This is a genomic window from Bacillus sp. FSL R5-0434 (assembly GCF_038004745.1).
Taxonomy (GTDB): domain Bacteria; phylum Bacillota; class Bacilli; order Bacillales; family Bacillaceae; genus Bacillus; species Bacillus halotolerans.
Genome location: NZ_JBBORV010000001.1, coordinates 1,372,672 through 1,391,842 on the forward strand (window position 1 = coordinate 1,372,672; position 19,171 = coordinate 1,391,842).

At 43.6% G+C, this 19,171-nt stretch carries 22 protein-coding genes and 3 riboswitches; of the genes, 13 read left to right on the forward strand and 9 right to left on the reverse strand.

Features of this window, described 5'->3' with window-relative positions; translation table 11 throughout:
* Positions 1–120 precede the first annotated feature (120 nt).
* Positions 121–747, forward strand: a complete 627-nt coding sequence (locus NYE43_RS07170) for a histidine phosphatase family protein (protein WP_341061401.1) — start codon at positions 121–123, stop codon at positions 745–747.
* A gap of 37 nt (positions 748–784) precedes the next feature.
* Here the strand turns inward: NYE43_RS07170 and metE are convergent, their stop codons facing one another.
* Entirely contained in the window at positions 785–3,073 is a 2,289-nt protein-coding gene (metE, locus tag NYE43_RS07175) for a 5-methyltetrahydropteroyltriglutamate--homocysteine S-methyltransferase (protein WP_341061403.1), read from the reverse strand.
* A 128-nt stretch (positions 3,074–3,201) separates the two neighbouring features.
* Positions 3,202–3,357, reverse strand: a riboswitch (SAM riboswitch).
* Positions 3,358–3,488: 131 nt separating this feature from the next.
* A complete protein-coding gene (gene isp / locus NYE43_RS07180; RefSeq protein WP_024121126.1) occupies positions 3,489–4,448 on the reverse strand; it encodes a serine protease Isp in 960 nt (319 codons plus the stop codon).
* 222 nt (positions 4,449–4,670) lie between these two features.
* Between isp and rsbRB the strand changes: the two genes are divergently transcribed.
* Complete coding sequence (gene rsbRB, locus NYE43_RS07185; RefSeq protein ID WP_024121127.1) at positions 4,671–5,504, forward strand: RsbT co-antagonist RsbRB; 834 nt, start codon at positions 4,671–4,673, stop codon at positions 5,502–5,504.
* Between the two features lie 33 nt (positions 5,505–5,537).
* Here the strand turns inward: rsbRB and NYE43_RS07190 are convergent, their stop codons facing one another.
* From NYE43_RS07190 to NYE43_RS07205, 4 genes are read right to left on the reverse strand one after another with little or no spacing between them, the layout of a single operon-like run.
* Positions 5,538–6,302 carry a CbiQ family ECF transporter T component gene (locus NYE43_RS07190; RefSeq protein ID WP_095713462.1) on the reverse strand — a complete coding sequence of 255 codons (765 nt, stop codon included), beginning with the start codon at positions 6,300–6,302 and terminating at the stop codon, positions 5,538–5,540.
* Positions 6,277–7,920: an ABC transporter ATP-binding protein gene (locus tag NYE43_RS07195; protein ID WP_341061406.1), complete on the reverse strand. Its 1,644-nt coding sequence runs from the start codon at positions 7,918–7,920 to the stop codon at positions 6,277–6,279. Before NYE43_RS07195 ends, NYE43_RS07190 begins: the two co-directional genes overlap by 26 nt.
* On the reverse strand, positions 7,907–8,506 hold the full coding sequence (locus NYE43_RS07200; protein ID WP_101860626.1) for an ECF transporter S component: 600 nt from the start codon (positions 8,504–8,506) through the stop codon (positions 7,907–7,909). The genes NYE43_RS07195 and NYE43_RS07200 overlap by 14 nt, the downstream gene beginning before the upstream one ends.
* Positions 8,503–9,108 carry a YkoF family thiamine/hydroxymethylpyrimidine-binding protein gene (locus NYE43_RS07205; protein WP_044156171.1) on the reverse strand — a complete coding sequence of 202 codons (606 nt, stop codon included), beginning with the start codon at positions 9,106–9,108 and terminating at the stop codon, positions 8,503–8,505. Before NYE43_RS07205 ends, NYE43_RS07200 begins: the two co-directional genes overlap by 4 nt.
* A gap of 96 nt (positions 9,109–9,204) precedes the next feature.
* Positions 9,205–9,316: riboswitch (TPP riboswitch) on the reverse strand.
* 101 nt (positions 9,317–9,417) lie between these two features.
* Between NYE43_RS07205 and NYE43_RS07210 the strand changes: the two genes are divergently transcribed.
* The 7 genes from NYE43_RS07210 to mgtE all read left to right on the forward strand — a co-directional run bounded on the left by NYE43_RS07210 (position 9,418) and on the right by mgtE (position 14,834).
* The gene (locus tag NYE43_RS07210; RefSeq protein ID WP_198097650.1) at positions 9,418–10,104 is read left to right on the forward strand and encodes a response regulator transcription factor; all 687 of its coding nucleotides are present in this window, start codon (positions 9,418–9,420) and stop codon (positions 10,102–10,104) included.
* A 3-nt stretch (positions 10,105–10,107) separates the two neighbouring features.
* Positions 10,108–11,472: a sensor histidine kinase gene (locus NYE43_RS07215; protein ID WP_268543616.1), complete on the forward strand. Its 1,365-nt coding sequence runs from the start codon at positions 10,108–10,110 to the stop codon at positions 11,470–11,472.
* On the forward strand, positions 11,469–12,149 hold the full coding sequence (locus NYE43_RS07220) for a PepSY domain-containing protein (protein ID WP_341061413.1): 681 nt from the start codon (positions 11,469–11,471) through the stop codon (positions 12,147–12,149). Before NYE43_RS07215 ends, NYE43_RS07220 begins: the two co-directional genes overlap by 4 nt.
* 92 nt (positions 12,150–12,241) lie before the next feature.
* Entirely contained in the window at positions 12,242–12,754 is a 513-nt protein-coding gene (locus NYE43_RS07225; protein ID WP_101860630.1) for a PepSY domain-containing protein, read from the forward strand.
* A gap of 76 nt (positions 12,755–12,830) precedes the next feature.
* On the forward strand, positions 12,831–12,968 hold the full coding sequence (locus tag NYE43_RS07230; RefSeq protein WP_003218541.1) for a transcriptional regulator SplA domain-containing protein: 138 nt from the start codon (positions 12,831–12,833) through the stop codon (positions 12,966–12,968).
* A gap of 108 nt (positions 12,969–13,076) precedes the next feature.
* Positions 13,077–13,243: riboswitch (M-box (ykoK) riboswitch) on the forward strand.
* 95 nt (positions 13,244–13,338) lie between these two features.
* Positions 13,339–13,461 (forward strand): hypothetical protein, encoded by a 123-nt coding sequence (locus NYE43_RS07235; protein WP_010330178.1) that lies wholly within the window; start codon positions 13,339–13,341, stop codon positions 13,459–13,461.
* A gap of 17 nt (positions 13,462–13,478) precedes the next feature.
* On the forward strand, positions 13,479–14,834 hold the full coding sequence (gene mgtE, locus NYE43_RS07240) for a magnesium transporter (RefSeq protein ID WP_024121136.1): 1,356 nt from the start codon (positions 13,479–13,481) through the stop codon (positions 14,832–14,834).
* Between the two features lie 43 nt (positions 14,835–14,877).
* Here the strand turns inward: mgtE and tnrA are convergent, their stop codons facing one another.
* Positions 14,878–15,210 (reverse strand): MerR family transcriptional regulator TnrA, encoded by a 333-nt coding sequence (gene tnrA / locus NYE43_RS07245; protein WP_003239028.1) that lies wholly within the window; start codon positions 15,208–15,210, stop codon positions 14,878–14,880.
* 193 nt (positions 15,211–15,403) lie between these two features.
* Between tnrA and NYE43_RS07250 the strand changes: the two genes are divergently transcribed.
* The 3 genes from NYE43_RS07250 (at position 15,404) to NYE43_RS07260 (ending at position 16,431) form a co-directional block, all read left to right on the forward strand.
* On the forward strand, positions 15,404–15,559 hold the full coding sequence (locus NYE43_RS07250) for a hypothetical protein (RefSeq protein ID WP_010333974.1): 156 nt from the start codon (positions 15,404–15,406) through the stop codon (positions 15,557–15,559).
* An 87-nt stretch (positions 15,560–15,646) separates the two neighbouring features.
* The gene (locus NYE43_RS07255; protein WP_024121137.1) at positions 15,647–15,829 is read left to right on the forward strand and encodes a hypothetical protein; all 183 of its coding nucleotides are present in this window, start codon (positions 15,647–15,649) and stop codon (positions 15,827–15,829) included.
* A gap of 137 nt (positions 15,830–15,966) precedes the next feature.
* Complete coding sequence (locus NYE43_RS07260) at positions 15,967–16,431, forward strand: MarR family winged helix-turn-helix transcriptional regulator (protein WP_081638289.1); 465 nt, start codon at positions 15,967–15,969, stop codon at positions 16,429–16,431.
* Between the two features lie 18 nt (positions 16,432–16,449).
* On the opposite strand, the gene NYE43_RS07265 is transcribed toward NYE43_RS07260, so the two are convergent.
* Complete coding sequence (locus tag NYE43_RS07265; protein ID WP_198097648.1) at positions 16,450–17,571, reverse strand: MGDG synthase family glycosyltransferase; 1,122 nt, start codon at positions 17,569–17,571, stop codon at positions 16,450–16,452.
* 93 nt (positions 17,572–17,664) lie between these two features.
* On the opposite strand from NYE43_RS07265, the gene NYE43_RS07270 reads away from it, so the two are divergent.
* Positions 17,665–18,216, forward strand: a complete 552-nt coding sequence (locus NYE43_RS07270) for a YkoP family protein (protein WP_101865237.1) — start codon at positions 17,665–17,667, stop codon at positions 18,214–18,216.
* 22 nt (positions 18,217–18,238) lie between these two features.
* Here NYE43_RS07270 and NYE43_RS07275 read toward each other — a convergent pair whose 3' ends face one another.
* Positions 18,239–19,012: a metallophosphoesterase gene (locus NYE43_RS07275; protein WP_267476670.1), complete on the reverse strand. Its 774-nt coding sequence runs from the start codon at positions 19,010–19,012 to the stop codon at positions 18,239–18,241.
* Positions 19,013–19,171: the final 159 nt, after the last annotated feature.

The following is a 19,171-nucleotide window of genomic DNA, read 5'->3' on the forward strand; positions in this document are numbered from 1 at the left end:
CCCAGTCGATCGAATGATATAAGTATAGCCGAAAAGAAGTGAAAAAACATTCTCAAAAAAATGAAAAATAAACAAAATATTTGGGGGATTTGCTAAGATGAAAAAAAGGGAGGGGAGCATATGCTGCATTTGTATATCGCCAGGCATGGACAGACACATTGGAACGTAGAAAAAAGGATGCAGGGCTGGCTGGATTCTGGTGTAACAGAACTTGGGCTGTACAATGCCCGCGCTCTTGGAGAACGGCTGAAGGATATTGAATTCAATCAGGTTTACATCAGCCCGAGCAAGCGGACAGAAGAGACGGCAAAAGCTATATTGGGATCGCGCCGCCTGCCGCTTGCGAAAGATCGTATATTCAGAGAAATGTCACTGGGGTCATGGGAAGGGAAGAAACAAGAGGATATTGAAAGAGACGAGCCTGATCTTTTTCATGCTTATTTTCATCATCCTGAAGCATATCGCCAGCCGGGATGTGAAACATTTTTTGACCTTGAAAGCCGGGCAAGGCTGGCTCTCCAATCGATTTTAGACAGCCATTCTTCAGGGAATATTCTTCTGGTTACCCATTCTGTCTTTATATTAATGCTGTTAAATATCATAAAGGGAAGAGGCATTCATGACATATGGAGTTCTGCTTACATACATGATACGTCTTTGAGCCTTGTGGCATTTGATAAAAATGGAACAGCCAAAATACTAAAAGAAGGGGATGGGGAGCATCGAAAACCGATTCCCGTTTTCTAAAAGAAAAAACCATCTGCATTTGCAGATGGTTTTCGTATTATACAAGCTGTGTCTGCTTAGCTCTTGCCTGTTTCGCCGCTTCAACCATATTTTTTAAGGCTGCGACTGTTTCTTCCTGCTGTCTTGTTTTTAAACCGCAGTCAGGATTTACCCAGAAACGGTCAGTCGGACATACCGCAAGCGCATCAATGATAATGTTGTACATTTCCTCAGTTGACGGGACACGTGGACTGTGAATGTCATAAACACCAAGCCCGAGCCCTTTCAAATACGGATGCTCTTTTAAGTAATCCAAAAATCCTCCGTGGCTTCTGCTGTGCTCGATCGTAATGACATCAGCGTCAAGATCATTGATCGTATCGACGATGTCTTCGAAGTTGCTGTAGCACATATGTGTATGAATTTGTGTTTCATTTTTCACAGAAGAGGTTGTTAATCTGAATGCTTCGGCAGCCCAGGTCAAATACTCATCCCAATCACGGGTTTTTAACGGAAGGCCTTCACGCAGGGCTGGCTCATCGACTTGAATGATTTGAATGCCCGCGTCTTCAAGCGCTTTTACTTCTTTGCGGAGGGCGAGTCCGATTTGGAATGCGATTTCTTTTCTCGAGATATCGTTCCGAGGGAAGGACCAATTTAAAATCGTAACAGGACCTGTCAGCATTCCTTTTACATGCTTGGATGTTAACGATTGAGCGTATACAGTATCTTTCACTGTCATCGGTTCAATAAACTCTACATCTCCATAAATGACCGGCGGGCGTACACAGCGTGAACCGTATGATTGAACCCAGGCGTACTTCGTAAAGGCGAAGCCGGCCAGCTTTTCACCAAAGTATTCAACCATGTCTGTCCGTTCGAATTCACCGTGAACAAGAACATCAAGATCCAATTCCTCCTGAATATCAATCCATCTTTTCGTCTCCGCATTGATAAAGTTTTGGTATTGTTCATCAGACCACTCGTTTTTCCGCCATTTTTGGCGTGCGCTGCGTACTTCAGCAGACTGCGGGAAGCTTCCGATTGTTGTTGTCGGCAAAAGCGGGAGTCCGAGAGATTCATTTTGCAGGGCTAAACGTTCTTCAAACGGAATCGGACGCTTGAAGTCTTTATCGCTTAATTGTTCAAGCTCTTTCTTTTGTTCAGAATTGGCTCCTGTTGCAAATTGTTTGAGCGCTTTGATGTCCGCTTTCGCTTGCTGAATTCGCTCGCTGATGGCGGCTTTGCCTGATACTAAGCCTTCTTTTAAAGCTGTCAGCTCTGCCAGTTTTTCTTTCGCGTAGGACAATCCGTTCAGCAGATCTTGTTCCAAATGCTCATCTGGGTGTTTCGCTACCGGAACATGAAGCAGGCTGCTGGAAGGCTGAATCCACAATTCATCAACCTGTGCAATGCTGAGGATATGAAGCACGGCATCCAGGCGTTCTTCAAGATCCGCTTTCCAAATGTTGCGTCCGTCTATGACACCGGCTGCCAGCACTTTATCTTTCGGAAAGCCGTGTGTCTTAAGCTGTTCCAGGTTTCTGCCTTTATCATGAATGAAATCAAGCCCAATACCCTGTACAGGATAAGAAATGAGCTCCTCATAAGCATCAACAGAATCGAAATACGTTTGCAAAAGTACATTCAAGGAAGAAAGCTCATTTGTGATGCTCTCGAATAACTCTTTTACGCCGCGTACATCCTCAGCTGAAGCGGTGACAAGCGCAGGTTCATCAATTTGAACCCATTTTACGCCTTCTTCTTCAAGCTCTTTTAAAAGCTGTACATATAACGGCACGAGACGTTTTTGAATTGCTTTAGCTTCAGATGGCTCGTAGCCTTTTGCAAGCGTGACGAACGTATAAGGGCCGACGATAACAGGTTTTGTTTCAACGCCGTACTCCTGTTTGATTCGGCGGTAGTCTTCAAGCTGTTTGTTTCTTGTCAGGCGGAACTCTAGGCTCTCGTCATATTCCGGCACGATGTAATGGTAGTTTGTATTAAACCATTTTGTCATTTCACTTGATACGGCGTCTTTTATTCCGCGGGCGATGGCGAAGTATGTATCTGTACTGTCAGTCAGGTGTCTGAAGCGTTGCGGGATCCAGTTGAAACTGACCGCAGTGTCAAGAATATGATCATACTGTGTGAAATCAGAAACAGGCACAACATCAATCTGCTGGTCAATTTGCGTTTTCACTGCGGATAAGAATAATTCATCGATTTGCTTCAAAAACGTATCTTTATCGCTGTTTCCTTTCCAATACGCTTCAAGCGATTTTTTCCATTCTCTGTTCAGTCCGATTCTTGGAAATCCTAAATTCGATGTTTTGATTGTTGTCATTGTTTCTCCTCCTTTATATGTAAAACACTCTTGTTGACCCGCGGATACAGGCTGTTAAGAGGTTTTCTCACAACTAAAAAGCCTCTTTCCCATGAGAGAAAGAGGCTTTTTTGCAAAACATACAGCCTCTCTCATCTCTCAGAAACAATCTGATGGAATTAGCACCGTGCCTTAAGAGATATAAATCTCGGCGCGAAAATCAGTGCGCCCCATTTCACAATGGAATTACGGTCGGTTGCTGTTGGGGTCAAAAGGCCAATCCCTCGCCCAACTCTCGATAAGAGAAAATGTTATTAATTTTTTGAAAAGTTGAATCATTTGTTGGTAATCTTAACAGCAATTCAAATTCATTGTCAACAAAGATTTTGAAATTTTTTTTACAAATTACAGTATATATTATATGAGAAAAATAATATTATAGGGTCAGTAAATGTGACTGCTCTGCTTTCTCCGATAGCTCATCAGGAGCGGTTAAATACAGGAATCCATTCCCGGCCAATGTTTTTGCGATATCGAGCGGAAGTGTCCTGCGGATCAGCTGCGCATAAAGCTCAGATTCAGAGAGCTCTCTTTGAAAAGATTCTTCTTCAAAGCTTTTAATTAAAGCAAGCGCTCCGCTGACATGAGGGGCAGCCATTGAAGTGCCGGTAAGCTTCCCGTATTTCTTGTTGGGAAGAGTGGATAAAATGTTTTCACCAGGTGCAACAAGATCAATCTCTTTATTTGCGTTTGAAAATTCTGACGATTCACGCGCTACTGAAACAGATCCAACCGCAATTACATCATTATACGCAGCAGGATAGGAAAGCTCCTCTGTGCGTTCGTCGCCGTCACCCTCATTTCCCGCAGCACAAACGACTAGCACTCCGTTTTTGACGGCGTTTTTGACCGCTTCCTCCAGTTCAGGCACATCGCTCGGTCCGCCAAGGGACATTGAGATGATATCAGCCTTTTGCTCAACAGCATAGTTAATGCCGTTAATAATCCATTCGTACTTTCCGCTGCCGTTTTCACCGCCAAGCACCTTTACAATTAAAAGGCTTGCCTCAGGCGCAACTCCGGCGATGCCGCCGTTTGAATCGTTAGCCGCAATCGTTCCGGCAACGTGTGTGCCGTGTCCGTTGTAGTCGGAAATGGCATCTTCCTTGCCGCCGTCATCATCTGTGAAATTCTTGCCGCCGATGATTTGGTTTTTCAGATCGGGATGGCTTGTATCGCAGCCGGTGTCCAATACAGCAATTTTTACATCTTTGCCTTTAACCCCTTTTGCCCACACTTCTGGCGCCTTAATCACTTTAATACCCTCAGGAAGCTCGTTCACATCCATGATCTGCTCATTCGTCACATACGGGATCAAGCGGATTTCACCATTCATAAAAAAGCCCTCCTTTTTTATGCTTGCAAGTGGATACAAGGGTGTTATCTCACATTATATGAAAAAAGCAGCCGCTCGGACAGTGTCGTTTGAAGCATTTTGAAAAAATAGGATACAATCCAATGGATTAGTAATTTTCAAAATAATGGATGTCTCTAGCGTGTATGGCTGGGATTCAGCTGTCAGTCAAGTTATAATAGAAGTTGGGAAAGGAGCAGTGTGATGAAACTGAATGAAAAAATATTTGCGTTTTTTTCTGAGCATGTAGAACAAATGGCCGAGGAATGGATTGACACAATGGAGGAAAGCGATCCGAATTCGATTTATGCCTTACATAATGCAACTGTAACCGAGGAGCTGAAAGAGCAGGACAGAGAGTTCTACCGGCATCTGAATTACATGTATGTTTTACCGGAAAAACAATTTCTCGATGAATTTCAACAATGGGTTATTGAGCTGACGAATGATCAAAAACATCTCGATACCCCGGTGCAATACGTCATCCGTGAGTTTATGAGAAACCGAAGATTATATACGAAGTATTTTGAGAAGTTCGCAGAAGAAAACGAGTCGGCATTTGGACCGGGAGAGAAACAAAAATGGGCCGATTTGATTGTGAAAGTTTTTGATTTTACCATTTATACATTCGTCGATCACGCTGAATCGAATGCAAAACAGCAATTAAATGCCCAGAGAGAAATGATACTGGAATTAAGCTCGCCTGTCATTACTCTGAGCAAAACGACAGCTCTGCTGCCGCTTGTCGGTGATATTGATACTGAACGGGCAAAGTTTATTCTTGAGAACACGCTTAATGCATGTGCGAAAAGACGCGTTGAGCATCTGTTGATCGATCTTTCAGGTGTCGTCGTTGTTGATACAATGGTGGCGCACCAAATCTTTAAATTGATTGAGGCGCTTACTTTAATCGGTGTCAGATCCACATTGTCTGGAATCAGACCAGAAATTGCGCAAACCGCTGTACAGCTTGGAATTGATTTTACGAACATTAATATTAAAACCAATCTTGCCCAAGCATTGAACTATCATCAATAATAAAAAAGCCGCTATTCAACATAGCGGCTTTTTCTATGAGGTAAAACATAAAGACACAAGAAAAGATCCTGCGAATAACAAGAGAATGAGGAAAAAGAACAGCCAGTCGCGCGGGCTGACGGTAAGCGACCGGTAATACGTCCGGTTTCGGCTGCCTGTAAATCCTTTTGATTCCATCGCAAGAGCTGTTCGTTCCGCTTTTCTGATCGCGCTTGCTAATAGCGGGATGGTATAGCGCTTTAACGCGCTGATTTTTTCTTTTAATCCATTTTCCGCCGCTCCGCCTCGGATTTTATGTGCCTGCTGGATCAGCTGGACCTCCTCTTTTAACAGAGGGAGAAAACGAAATCCGGCAATGACGCCATATGCAAGCTTCGGGGACAGCTTGCACTGCTGCACAAGACTCAGCATAAATAAAATCGGATCGGTTGTAAAAACAAACATCATTGATAAGGCAGAAAAGCACAAAATCCGAAACCCGAGTGAGATGCCGACAGCCACATTTTCACTGTTGATCGAAAAAGGGCCGGCTTGGAACAGAAAATTATCTGCGGTCGTCGGAATCTTGCCGAAAACAGCGGCTGTCCATACGCAGCCGAATGCTAAAATCAAAAACGGAATCGTGAACAAAAGCCATTTTTTCAGCGGTATTCTGGCCGCAAACAAGACACCCGCAACAATCATGATATAAAAGCACGCCGGTGTGTAAGGATTGTAAATAAACGACAGCATGACGACACAGCAAAAAACCGCCGCTGCTTTTACTGCCGGGTTAATGAGATGTAACGGCTGCTTCATCACGCACCTCCTGCTGGTATGTCATCCATTCATATCGAAGGGGGAGGGTGAGCTTTGCTTTTTGGACGAGCTCGGCTTCCCTAGAAAATAATTGTTCCGGTGTTCCGTCAAAGGCCAAATGTGTGCCGTGAAGCACAAGCACGCTGTCAGCATATGAAGATACAAGCTCCATATCGTGTGTGATCATGAGGACAGCGGTGCCTTCTGTCTGGATATGCTGAATCATTTCCATGCATTCAGCGGCTGTTTTGGCGTCTTGGCCATAGGTCGGTTCGTCTAAAAGCAAAACCGTTACATCGTGCATCAGCATTGTGGCGACACTCAGCCGCCGTTTTTGCCCTTGGCTGATCGCAAACGGATGGTGGTCCGCCAAATGTGCAAGGCCGAAACGCTGCAGCAGGTTCTGCGCTTTTTTCTCGGTTTCGGCATTTGCCGCATGGCCAAACAGCAGCTCATCATATACTGTGTCAGTCACAAACTGGTGCTCTGGATTTTGGAAAACCAATCCCATTTGTTTGCGAAGCTCTTTTTCTTTGTAAGACTCCAGCGGCTTATCATGCAGAAGAATCTTGCCGCTTTTGGGTTTGAGCAAACGGGCGAGAACAGACAACAGCGTAGATTTTCCTGTGCCGTTTGGCCCGACAAGTGCCGTCAAAGAGCCTGCACGCAATGAAAAACTGATGTCTTTGAAAATGGTCTGCTGTCCTCTTGAAAACGATAAGTTCTGGACCTGCACCGCGTGTTCAGCAGAAAGAACCGCTGCTTCTTCAGCAGGCCCAGCAGGGAAGGGTTCCTTGAACAGCGTTTCTTTTGACAATGTAAACGGTATGCTCACGTTTTCTTGTAAGCCACAAATTTTTGGCGCAGCGATTCCCATTGTTCTTAACATGTTTGAGTGATGCTGAAACATATCCTTAGTCGGCCCGTCTAAGGCTTTCTTGCCTGCTCCATCCAGTACGATTGTTCTTTCAACCCAAGGCGCCCACTCATCAAGCTGATGTTCGATCACGAGAAGGCCGAAGCCTTTTTCCTGCTGAAGCTCTTTGATCATTTGAACGAATTCCCGTGCTGAATAAGGGTCTAAAAGGGAAGTCGGTTCATCCAGAATAATGAGCTCAGGCTCCATCGCCAAAATACAGGCGAGCGCGACTTTTTGCTTCAGTCCCCCTGACAGAGTGGAAATCGTTTTTTCCTTTACATGAGTGATGTGTAATTTTTCCAGAACGTCATCAATTTTCTTCACCATTTCTTCTTGGGGGATTTGCAGATTTTCCAATCCAAAGGCGATTTCATCCTCTACTGTCAGCATACAAAACTGCTGCTCAGGGTCCTGAAAGACGACTCCGACATGCTGAGCGATTGTTTCAGAGGTTTCAGCGTCAGTGATCGGTTTTTGAAATAAGAATACATGCCCAGACAGCATCCCGTCGCAAGCTTCAGGGTAAAGCCCGTTTAAACAGAGGGCAAGCGAGCTTTTTCCGCACCCGCTCGGCCCTAACAATAAAGCGCATTCTCCTTTTTGGAGCTCAAACGTTATATCCTGAAAAATCGGTTTCTCGTTTTCTTCATATGAAAAGCTAAGCCGGTCAACCGAAAGCAACTTGTTATAGGCTTGCATGATTTGATACCCGTTTCCGTTTCTTTTTCAGTTCCTTTCCGAGTGCCATTCCGTTTAAGACACCCGTATATGCGAGAGAATCGCTGACAGCTTTTCCGAGAAGGCCGGCCAGGACCGCACCTGAAACGAGACGGATCACAAGCATAATGAGCAGATAGCCCGGTGAGTACGCCGCATAACCGGAAACAAAGAAATCATAAATAAAGCTGGACACCGAAGACCCCATACCCGCCAGAAGCAGCACAGGAAGGGAATAAGCTTTCCAGCGTGTCGCAAGAAATACAGCTTCTGCTCCGAGACCTTGAACAATGCCGATAACGATAACCATCGGGCCTGAAGGATTTCCCAGCAAACATTCAACGAGAGCTGCGATGATTTCTGAAACAAGGGCCGCGCCCGGTTTACGAATGATGTACGCGGCAATCACCGACACGATAAACCAAATGCCGTAAATCGGTTCATAAGCGATGGGCCCGAACATCCCTGCAAGTACGTTTCCGAAATGGGTGAATACTAAATACACAATGCCAAAAACAATACTGATAACAGACATGATGACAATTTCTTTTACTTTCCAGCTTTTCATTTTATCCCTGCTTTCTGTTTTCTTGATGGACTGTTTGCCGAGAAGTTCACGGTCATGGTGACATGGGCTGTTTGCTGATTTGCCATGCGGAAAGCGGCTTCCAGTGTCCGGAACACGTCGTGTGCATCTCCGTCTACCTCACTTGCGTAATGAACACCCTGTACAAAGGTGCCGTCAGCCTTAGCGATTTCAACAGCTTTCATGATGATGTCCATATAATTCGGCTCATTCATCGGATAAAGCGCAAATTGGCAAGGAGCCTCTGCTTTCAGGTCGTGAACAGATTCTTCGTTGACACGCTTTTCATCTGCTGTCAGATATGTATCTCCTTGTGTATCGCCCGGGCAGCCGATGGAAAACGTCCCGTTCATGACAATGTGCTTTTCGCTATTTGCTGCATACAGGTAGATGGCTTTAGCGGCGTCGAATACATGAGCGATCGATCCGCGCAAAACTGTACTGATATGATCGGTCTTTGTCCAAACCTTTGACGTATCCGTTTTTTTCAGCGCAGACTTGATCACACTGATAAAATCATCTGTCATCGGGTATAAAGAGAACCGAAATCCGGCGATTCTGCTTGTACCGCATAAGTTGTCCATTTCTCTGACCTCCTGTTTTTTTGGTAAAATAAAAAACTGCATATCCTTAGGGAATATGCAGTCATAGATCGAGTAAGCGCACGAAAAAATACACCTTTCGGTCAACCTGCACTTCCCCACGCTGGTATTATCCAGATCGGGTCATAAGGGATCAAAGCGCGTTTTTGCGCGCTTTATCTCAGCCATAACAGCACCCCTAGTGCTTTCCGTATACAATTTTTTATTTTGACATCATAATAGATGATAAGAATCATTTTGTAAACAATGAAATCATTTTTTTCATATAGGAACATGAGAGGATGATCGGAATTGGAAAAAGGGCACATATTAATTGTGGAAGATGAAGAAAAAATCGCCAGGGTCCTTCAGCTTGAATTGGAATATGAAGGATACAGCGTCACCATCAAACATAATGGCTCTGAAGGACTTAACGCGGTCACGGAAGGTTCGTATTCCCTATTGCTGCTCGATGTCATGCTGCCAGGGTTGAGCGGGCTTGAAGTGCTGCGCCGGCTGAGGAAAACGGATCAAGAGACACCGGTTATTTTATTAACAGCCCGCGACAGCGTTCCAGATAAGGTAACGGGGCTTGACATCGGTGCGAATGACTATGTCACCAAGCCGTTTGAAATTGAAGAATTGCTTGCCAGAATCAGAGCGGCACTCCGCCAAACCGGAAGCAAAACAGAGGATATCGGCACATTTTTGACATATGACGATTTGCAGGTGAACGAGAAAACACGTGAAGTCAGACGGGGAGACAAAGAAGTTGAATTAACGCCCCGGGAATTTGATTTGCTCGTCTATATGCTGAAGCATCCGCAGCAAGTGCTGACGAGAGAGCAAATTCTCAGCTCTGTATGGGGGTTTGATTACATCGGTGATACAAATGTCGTCGACGTGTACATAAGATATATCAGAAAAAAATTGGACTATCCTTACGAAAAACAGCTGATTCATACCGTACGCGGGGTCGGCTATACCATTAAGGGGTAAATGATGAAGCTGAAGACAAAGATTCATCTTTATACATCCATTTGGCTGTTGATTTTATTAGTATTGGTTCATACTGCGGTCTATCTCATTTTTTCATCGGCACTCACCTCAAAGGATGCGGCCCGTCTTGCCGATGAAACGGACAATATCGCCGAAGCTCTTCATACCGCCGAAACACAAGGAGTGGCTTTGCAGGATATGCTGCAGGCCTATCTTCCGGCAAATGGAATGGTGCGGGTAGTGAGTGCGGATCGGAAAGCCGTCATGACCATCACAAAGGAAAAAGCATATAAAGACTTCCCTCTTTCTTTTCACAGCGGGGAAACGACAGACGTGACAAAGCATGAAGGCAAACTGTTTGCAGCAGCAGCTGTCCCGGTCATTTGGACAGACGGACAAGTCGTATCGCTTCAGCTCGTGGAAAGGCTGGAGCATACAGAAGAGAGTCTTCTTCTGCTAAGAATCATCTTAATTGCGGCCAGCGCGGCTGTCTGTATCGCTTCCTTCTTTGCCGGCAGCTTACTCGCCCGCCATATCACCAATCCAATCAGACAATTGGTGACAACGATGAAAGACATACAGAGAGAAAAAGCATTCAAAACAATTTCTCTGGAAGGACAGTCGCATGACGAACTGTATCAAATGGGGCTGACCTTTAATGAGATGGCGAGCATGCTGAAAGAGCACTACGATAAACAGCAGCAATTCGTCCAAGACGCTTCACACGAGCTGAAAACCCCGCTCACCATTATTGAAAGCTACAGCAATCTGATGAAACGCTGGGGGGCAAAAAAGCCTGAAGTGCTTGAGGAATCCATTGAAGCTATTCATTCAGAAGCGGTCCATATGAAAAAACTGACCAATCAGCTGCTTACGCTGGCCAAGACCCATAAAGAACTGGAGCTTGATCTGAAAACGGTTGACCTGATCGAAGTGTCGCGCGCCGTCATACAAACACTCCAGCCGGTTTATAAACGCGACATCTTTCTCGAGACGGACAAGGAGAATTTGCTTGTAACGGCAGATGAAGAACGCATAAAGCAGCTGCTGACGATTTTGCTTGATAATGCCATAAAGTATAGTGACAAGGCCATTGTGATTTCCGCAGGAATCAATAACAGACGTCCGTTTTTGTCTGTAAGGGATGAAGGAATCGGCATACCTGAAGAGCATATCCCGCGTCTGTTTGAACGTTTTTACCGGGCGGATGAGGCGCGTAACCGCAAAACAGGCGGAACGGGTCTAGGTCTATCCATTGCCAAACATATTGCCGATGAGCATGGCATTGACCTGTCTGTAAAAAGCAAACCGGGACAGGGAACAAATGTCACAATGCAATTTAGAGAACAGAATGGGGGAGCGCTATGACAAAACGTATGAAAACAGGAGCTGCGGCGGCGGCAGCCGTTTTAGCCATTGTCATCTGCGCGGTTCTTATCATTAAGCAGACTCATGAGGACGCGCTGTCAAAGGAGGCAGTCATAAAAAAAGTAGAAACCTCCTATGAAGGCGACATCACAAAAGTGACGCAATCCAATGATAAAAAAACGTATGATATGACTCTGGAAAATCCAAAAGGAATTTATTTTCTAAAAGCTGATGCTAAATCGGGCGACATATTGTCAATGAACAGAGTGAAAAAGACGAACACATCTGAGATGACAGAAAAAGAAGCTGAGCAGCTCGCTCTGGTGCGGGTGCCGGGCACCGTCAAAAAACACACGCGAAAACACGGAGTTGCGTCGTATACCATTCAAAAAAATAATGGGGAAACATACGAAGTGAAGGTAGATATGAAGACAAAAGCGGTGGTGTCCGCTGATAAAATCAGCAGCAAAGACAAACAAAAGACAACAATTTCGGAAAAAGAGGCAAAAGCCATTGCAGAGCGTGAGGCTGGAGGAAAAGCGGATGACGCCGATTTGGAAGAAAGCGAAGGCACTCTCCTGTTTGAAGTAGATGTTGATCTCCCGAATGACAAGGAAGCTACGGTGAAAATAAACGCCTATACCGGCAAAGTTTCTAATATTATCTATGAAGACTAATGGTTTTCTCATCAAATTCTCATCTTTCTCTCGTTTTCCTTTCATGTTGAGTGTGTAAACTGAACTCATAACGAACAAGGGAGGAATCACATATGCTGAAGAAAAGATGGATGATTGGCTTATTAGCAGGGTGTTTAGCGGCCGGAGGATTCAGCTACAACGCGTTTGCGAAAGAAAATAATGAACATACACAGTCTGTTTCTGAAACTGGCGGACTTACTGAACAAGAAGCGGAGTCCATTGCCAAAACAGTTGTTGACGGAACAGTGGATGACATCGACAGAGACATCTATAACGGCAAAGAAGCTTATGAAGTTGAAATCGAAAAAGACGGTGAAGATTATGATGTTTATGTGGATATCAAGACCAAACAAGCGCTCAATGACCCGTTAAAAGAGAAAAAAGAGCAAGTTGTTTTGACAAAAGAAGAAGCAGAACAGATTGCTCTAAAGAAAACAGCTGGAACCGTCACAGAAAGCAAGCTGGATGAAGACGACGGTGCTTATATCTACGAAATTGAGGTTCAAACGAAACAAGGGACTGAAGCAGAATTTGACATCTCTGCAAAGGACGGACGTATTATGAAACAGGAATTAGACGACTAACCCCGCACCCGCGGGGTTTTTTTCATGATAACGAGCCGCTTTTTGGACAATCTAATAAGAAAAGGAGGCGAAGCGCTTGGAAAAGAAAGAAGAACAATACATCAATCAGGCTGAGTATGTTCCACATCCGACGAAGGAAGGGGAATACGCCTTATTTCTTCATGAAACCTATCATTTGCTTTCAGAAGATGATGAGACGCAAACAACAGAATAAGGGCTAAGGCCCTTATTTTATTTCATCTGATGAGATGTAAACGCATAAATAACTTTTTTAAGTTGACATAGCTTGTTTTTTTCTGTAATCTCAGTGTGTCAATTCAATTACGAACTTCGTTAGGTGAGGCTCCTGTATGGAGATACGCTGCTGCCCAAAAATGTCCAAAGACGCCAATGGGTCAACAGAAATCATCGACATAAGGTGATTTTTAATGCAGCTGGATGATTGCTCCTATGCCATACAGTGCTAAAGCTCTACGATTGAAGGCGCCCGCACGCTTTTTTTGCCGTGCTTCTTTCACCTTCAATCCAGAAGGCTTTTTTTATGCCTTGAAAACGAAATGTTGAACAAAAAGGAGGTGCGGAGTATGGATTCTCCCCATTCGAGTCAATCTGAAGAAGTACCCATATACTATGACAGCAAGACAATTGATTACACGATGAGGAGACGATCTGCCGCACCTTCTGGCGAGGCCGGCACGTCTCCGTAGAGGAGGTACGAGTCCCGATGGTTCAAAACATGACCTATGACGAACTCATTTTACGCATCATTATCTTATTGCGAGACGGAAAAATCAGGGATTTCAGAAGTGTTATTGATGAGCTTCAGCCCTATGATATGGCGTTTATTTTTAAAGAAATGCCGGAAAAACACCGCGCCCGCTATTTATCTTATTTAACTGTTGATGATATTACTGATATGATCGGCGAACTGGAACGGGAATTTCAGCTAGCCGTCTTAAATAAAGTCGGAAAAACAAAAGCAACACTCGCCATGAACAAAATGGACAACGATGACCTCGCTCAATTGCTTGAAGAAATGGATGAAGAACTGAAGGAACAGCTTTTATCCAGCATGGAAGCCTCAGAGTCAAAAGCCGTTCAGCTCCTTATGAATTACCCGGCTGATTCAGCGGGGCGCATGATGACCAACCGTTATGTGTGGATTCCTCAGCATTACACGGTAAAAGACGCGGTCGTCAAACTAAAAAGTTTCGCGGAAATCGCAGAGTCTATCAACTACTTATATGTTATAAATGACAGTAAGCAGCTTGTCGGCGTTCTGTCATATCGCGATTTGATTCTCGGGGAACCGGAAGAAAAGGTACAAGACTTGATGTTTACCCGTGTCATTGCAGCAGACGCGCTTCAAGATCAGGAAGAAGTGGCGCGGCTGATTGAACGTTACGATTTCTTAGCGATTCCGATTGTGGAAGAAAACAATGTGCTTGTCGGGATCGTGACGGTCGATGATATCATCGACGTCGTTATTCGGGAAGCCGATGAGGACTACGAAAAATTCGCTGCATCAGGTAAAGCCATTACCTTCGATACAAAAGCATATGTTGCAGCATACCGCCGCCTTCCATGGCTGATCCTGCTTTTGTTCATCGGGCTGATTTCAGGCAGCATCATGAGCTATTTTGAAGATACGCTGAAGCAGGTCGTGGCGCTGGCATTCTTTATGCCGATGGTGTCAGGGATGACAGGGAATACAGGAACACAGTCTCTCGCGGTTGTCATCAGAGGTTTATCTAAAGAAGAAATGAATAAAACAACGATTGTGAAACTGATTTTTCGGGAGCTCAGAACGAGTATTTATATCGGTGCCGTCTGTTCTGTCTTAATTACGGTGATCGCCATTATATGGCAGGGGAATGTGCTTTTAGGATTTGTTGTCGGCTCTTCACTGCTGCTGACCTTAATTATCGGCACGATGTCCGGAACAATCATCCCCATTATTCTGCATAGACTGAATGTAGACCCGGCCATTGCGTCAGGCCCGCTCATTACGACGTTAAATGATATTTTGTCATTATTAATTTACTTTGGTATTGCGACTGCATTCATTCACTCATTATAAACGATAAAAGTCCGTCTCAGATTGCGAGGCGGACTTTTATCGTTTAACGGTTTTTGTACCTAAAGTGAGCATTAAGCTGCCCCTCCAGCATTTTTTTTCGTACTTGCGGATCGTTTTTTACCATTTGTTCTTTTTTGCGCATATCTTTTAAAATTTCAGCTGTCTGCACGCCGTCTTCGCGTTTGTTGGCAATATCCATCAGCCGCTCGACGTCGGCAAAAGAATATTTTCTCGTTCCCCTTGAAGAACGCTGCGGATAAATCAGCTTACGCTCCTCATAATACCTGATCTGTCTTACGGACAACCCTGTCAATTCACTGACAATCCCGATTGAAATCACTTTTTTGTCTTTATAAGAATGATCTTCTGTGGTCATTTTTCCACCCCTGGATGTCTTTTGATAATAGTATATAAAAAACATAGAGAAAAAACCTGACGCTTGTTATATTTTCTAACATGAAATAGCAGATTTTTGAAAAAATACGGCAGAAAAATTAACAAGAATGATGCGTAACCTATAAGCGCGTTTTATCCTTTATGTAACGATTAAATGAGGAGGAAGGATAATCATGGAGGAAGAAAAAGCGGTCTCACTGGCAAAGGAAATAATCGAGTTGGATATGAAACGGGATGAAATGCTTGAAACGTTTATGCAGCTTGCCGGAGAACATGCTTTTCAGCTTTTAAGATCAGTTCAAAACGGACTTTACCGAAAATCTTCGTAAACATAAATTCTTTACATTAGATTCACACCACATTCATTTAAAAAGAGTATCTTATTTAGAGGATACCTTAAAATGAAGGAGGACGCTATGAGTAATTTATTGAAAACTGCATTAGAAAAAGAACGAAGCCATTATTCAGAAAAACTCTTTCAAATCGGAGTTTATAATAAAGAAGTAATGAACAAAATGACACTTTCTGAACTGCGGAAGGAATACGCATATTTCTTTCGCAGCATCCCATATCACCAAAAAAATCCTTATACAAAATAACGAGTATAAGGATTTTTTTGTTTCCTGAAAAGGAATTTCTCGAATTATAGCGAATAAAAATAATAAGGGCATTAAACTCTTATTATATGTAAGGGTTTTCATTATTTTTTTATAAAAATTCTATATACGGGGTAGATATGATGAGATTATCGTTTAACGAAGAAGAAGTTGAGCGTGCGATGAATTTGTACAGAGTTTTTGCAAGGGCTTTCAAAAGTGTGTCTGAACACAGCATCCGTGACAGCAAAGAGCACGGCTTTAATCCCACAGAATTTGCCGTACTGGAACTTTTGTATACGAGAGGCCCGCAAAAATTACAGCAAATTGGGTCGCGACTTCTGCTTGTAAGCGGAAACGTCACATATGTCATTGACAAGCTAGAAAGAAACGGGTTTTTAGTCAGGGAGCAGGACCCGAAAGATAAACGCTCCGTTTACGCGCATCTCACGGATAAAGGGAATGAGTATTTGGATAAAATTTATCCAATCCATGCGCTCCGTATAGCGAGAGCGTTTTCAGGCCTTTCGTCTGATGAGCAGGACCAGCTGATCCTCCTGCTGAAGAAAGCAGGTATTCACAGCCAGCATTTACTGTTTCGTTAGTCATTCCACACTCTCTTTTCAGGAGGGTGTTTTTTTATGTTCACATTCATCTAATATCCTTTTTAAAACCTCCCCAATCTCCCGGTCACACATTTGGCCAAGATACTCCCTGACTTGCTTCTCTGCTGCTGCCCGTTCATTCGATTGAAAAAATGCGGAAATGCGTTCCTCTGCCCGCTTCATATCCCAGTTTCTTATATCTGTGACAAGCTGCCGTTCTTTTAACAGGTTCACATTCATTTCCTCCTGTCCCGGCAGCGCATGATAGATAAAAACCGGAAGCCTTTTCTTTAAGCATTCACTGATGGTTACGCCTCCTGGCTTTGTCATGACGCCTGAGGCTTGTGCGTACAAACTGTTCATTTCTGCTTTGCTGTGAAGGTATGGGATCGCTTCGATAAAAGGATGTTGTAAACTTTTGACATAGCGGTAGAGCTTTTCGTTTCTGCCGCATAATATTTTGTATAAGATGTTTCCGCCTGGCGACAGCTCCTGGACCAGCTTAAAAATACCTCCGACTCCCATACTGCCGCCTGTAATCATGACGGTATAAGGCGGACGATGCTGACAGGTTTCTGCGGTTCCTGTTTCATAAGCCCGGTGAACGGGAATGCCGGTCAAAAATATTTTTTCCTGGCTGATTCCTTCGGTCATGAGCTGCTTCTTGATATCCATGATCGGGACAAAGTGGTAGTCAATGTTCTTCCGCCCCCATACCTGATTCACAAAAAAATCCGTGTATACATTTACAATGGTCATGTTTGGATATTCCGGTTTCAGCCGGTTTAGCAGGTAAGAAGGCAGGGCGTGTGTGCAGAAGGCGATATCAGGCTGTTTTTCTTTGAGAATCTGTCTCATGCTTTGCATAAACAGCCATTCATACATGGCATAGCGTTTGACATTTTTACACTCTCCGCAAGCGAGAAGCTTGTATATTCCGCTGTACGTTTTCGGGAAATATTGAATCCATTTTAAATAAGCTGAGGAGGACAGTTGTTCTAAACGTTTATACGTATGTGAAAAGATATCAATTTTTTCTGAATGCAGTCCTTTAGATTCCAGATCAGCCTTCAGGGTATCAGCAACATGATGATGCCCGGTGGAAATGCTTAAAAAAGGAAAAATAAGAATGTTTGTCATGTCCGTCCTCCTTAAAAATATGGCAACTATATTTTGGGGAGAATCATCACAAAATATAAGGGTGTTTTTTTTGATGATAAGGAAGGTGAAGAGATGAAAACCTGTTTCCTTTCCATTTGGAGAGTAATTGACCCGATTTATTTCTTTTTTTCGAGGCTGACTTTGATTGAAGATGAGCGAAAATGCGTCTTTCGAGTCAGACTGACGAAATACAAAGGGCATCATGTCGTGCTGAGTGACGGAACCCATATAAGAAAAAACGATGTGCTCGTTAAAATCCATCTGCACAACATCAAGCTGATCAGGGAACTGCAAAGCATTGAAAGCGCAGTCAGAAAAGGAATCATTATTTATCAAAAAGTATATCAATCAATGCCGATGCTGCTGGAGTATATCAACAATCATAAAAAAAGCGAAAAAATCAAAGGAATCATTGGCATTACAATGCTTGATAAAGGGGTAGAAAGACTCGGCTTTGACGTGGTAACCCCGGTCAATCCTTTTTACAGATCCTTTAAAAAAATCACCCATATGCCGATTTTATATTTAACGTCAAAGCCAGTGAGCTTGCGAAATCTGCCGGATTCATCCTATTTGTTTATCTCGAAAGAAAAGCTTCAGCACACCTATCAAAAAAAAGACTGATGCCATGGTCAGCACAGTCTTTTTAAATTTGATGGAAAGTCACTTCGGGGCGGCTTCCTACACGGATATTAACGCCAGTTTGTCCTAAACCTTCACTGATATAAAACGGTTTATCGTGATGATAATGAAGCCCTTTAATCATATTCATGCGTACAAGCTTGCCCATTTTCACCAAATGATACGGCTTTGGCCAGTGGATTTGCCCTCCGTGAAAATGGCCTGATAACAGGTAGTCAAAATGAATATCCTGCATCTCTAAAATAATGTTTGGATCATGTGTCAATACAAGGTAATAGCCATTCTGAAGGCCTTTATAAGAGTTTGTGATTTTACTGCGATTCGTACTGTAATCGTCAATTCCGATAATATTAACAGGCCCTGCATCAGTATTGATGTGAACATGTTCATTTTGCAGCGTAATGCAGCCATTTTCCTCCAGCACTCGCTTTAATCTTTGAAAGTCCTTATCTTTTAATACATAATCATGATTGCCAAACACCGCGTACATGCCATAAGCAGGCTTCAGTTGTTGCAGTGCCTGCAAGTAGCCGGCAAGCTTTGGAATATTTCGTTTCCGGTCAAGAAAATCTCCGGTCAGCGCAATGATGTCTACAGGTTGATTATTTGTTAAACGATACAGCTCATCAGGCGATACAGAAATGTTTTCTAAATGAAGATCCGATAAATGAAGGATATTCAGTTTTTTTCTTGCTGGAAGGCCGTCTTGCTGATCAATTGAAATCGTGTTGACCTTCACATCTTTTGTGTTGCGGTTTGCTTTATATATAAATGGCATAACAGCAAGTATGACCAATGAAAGTAAGATGAACACATGTATCCCCTCCCTTCTACCAGTATAGTAAGTGATCCAGCCTTATGGATAGCGGGAATTAATGGGTTGAAGACCAGTTTGAAAAATGCAGAAAGGATTGTCATTTGATGAATGTTTTAGAAG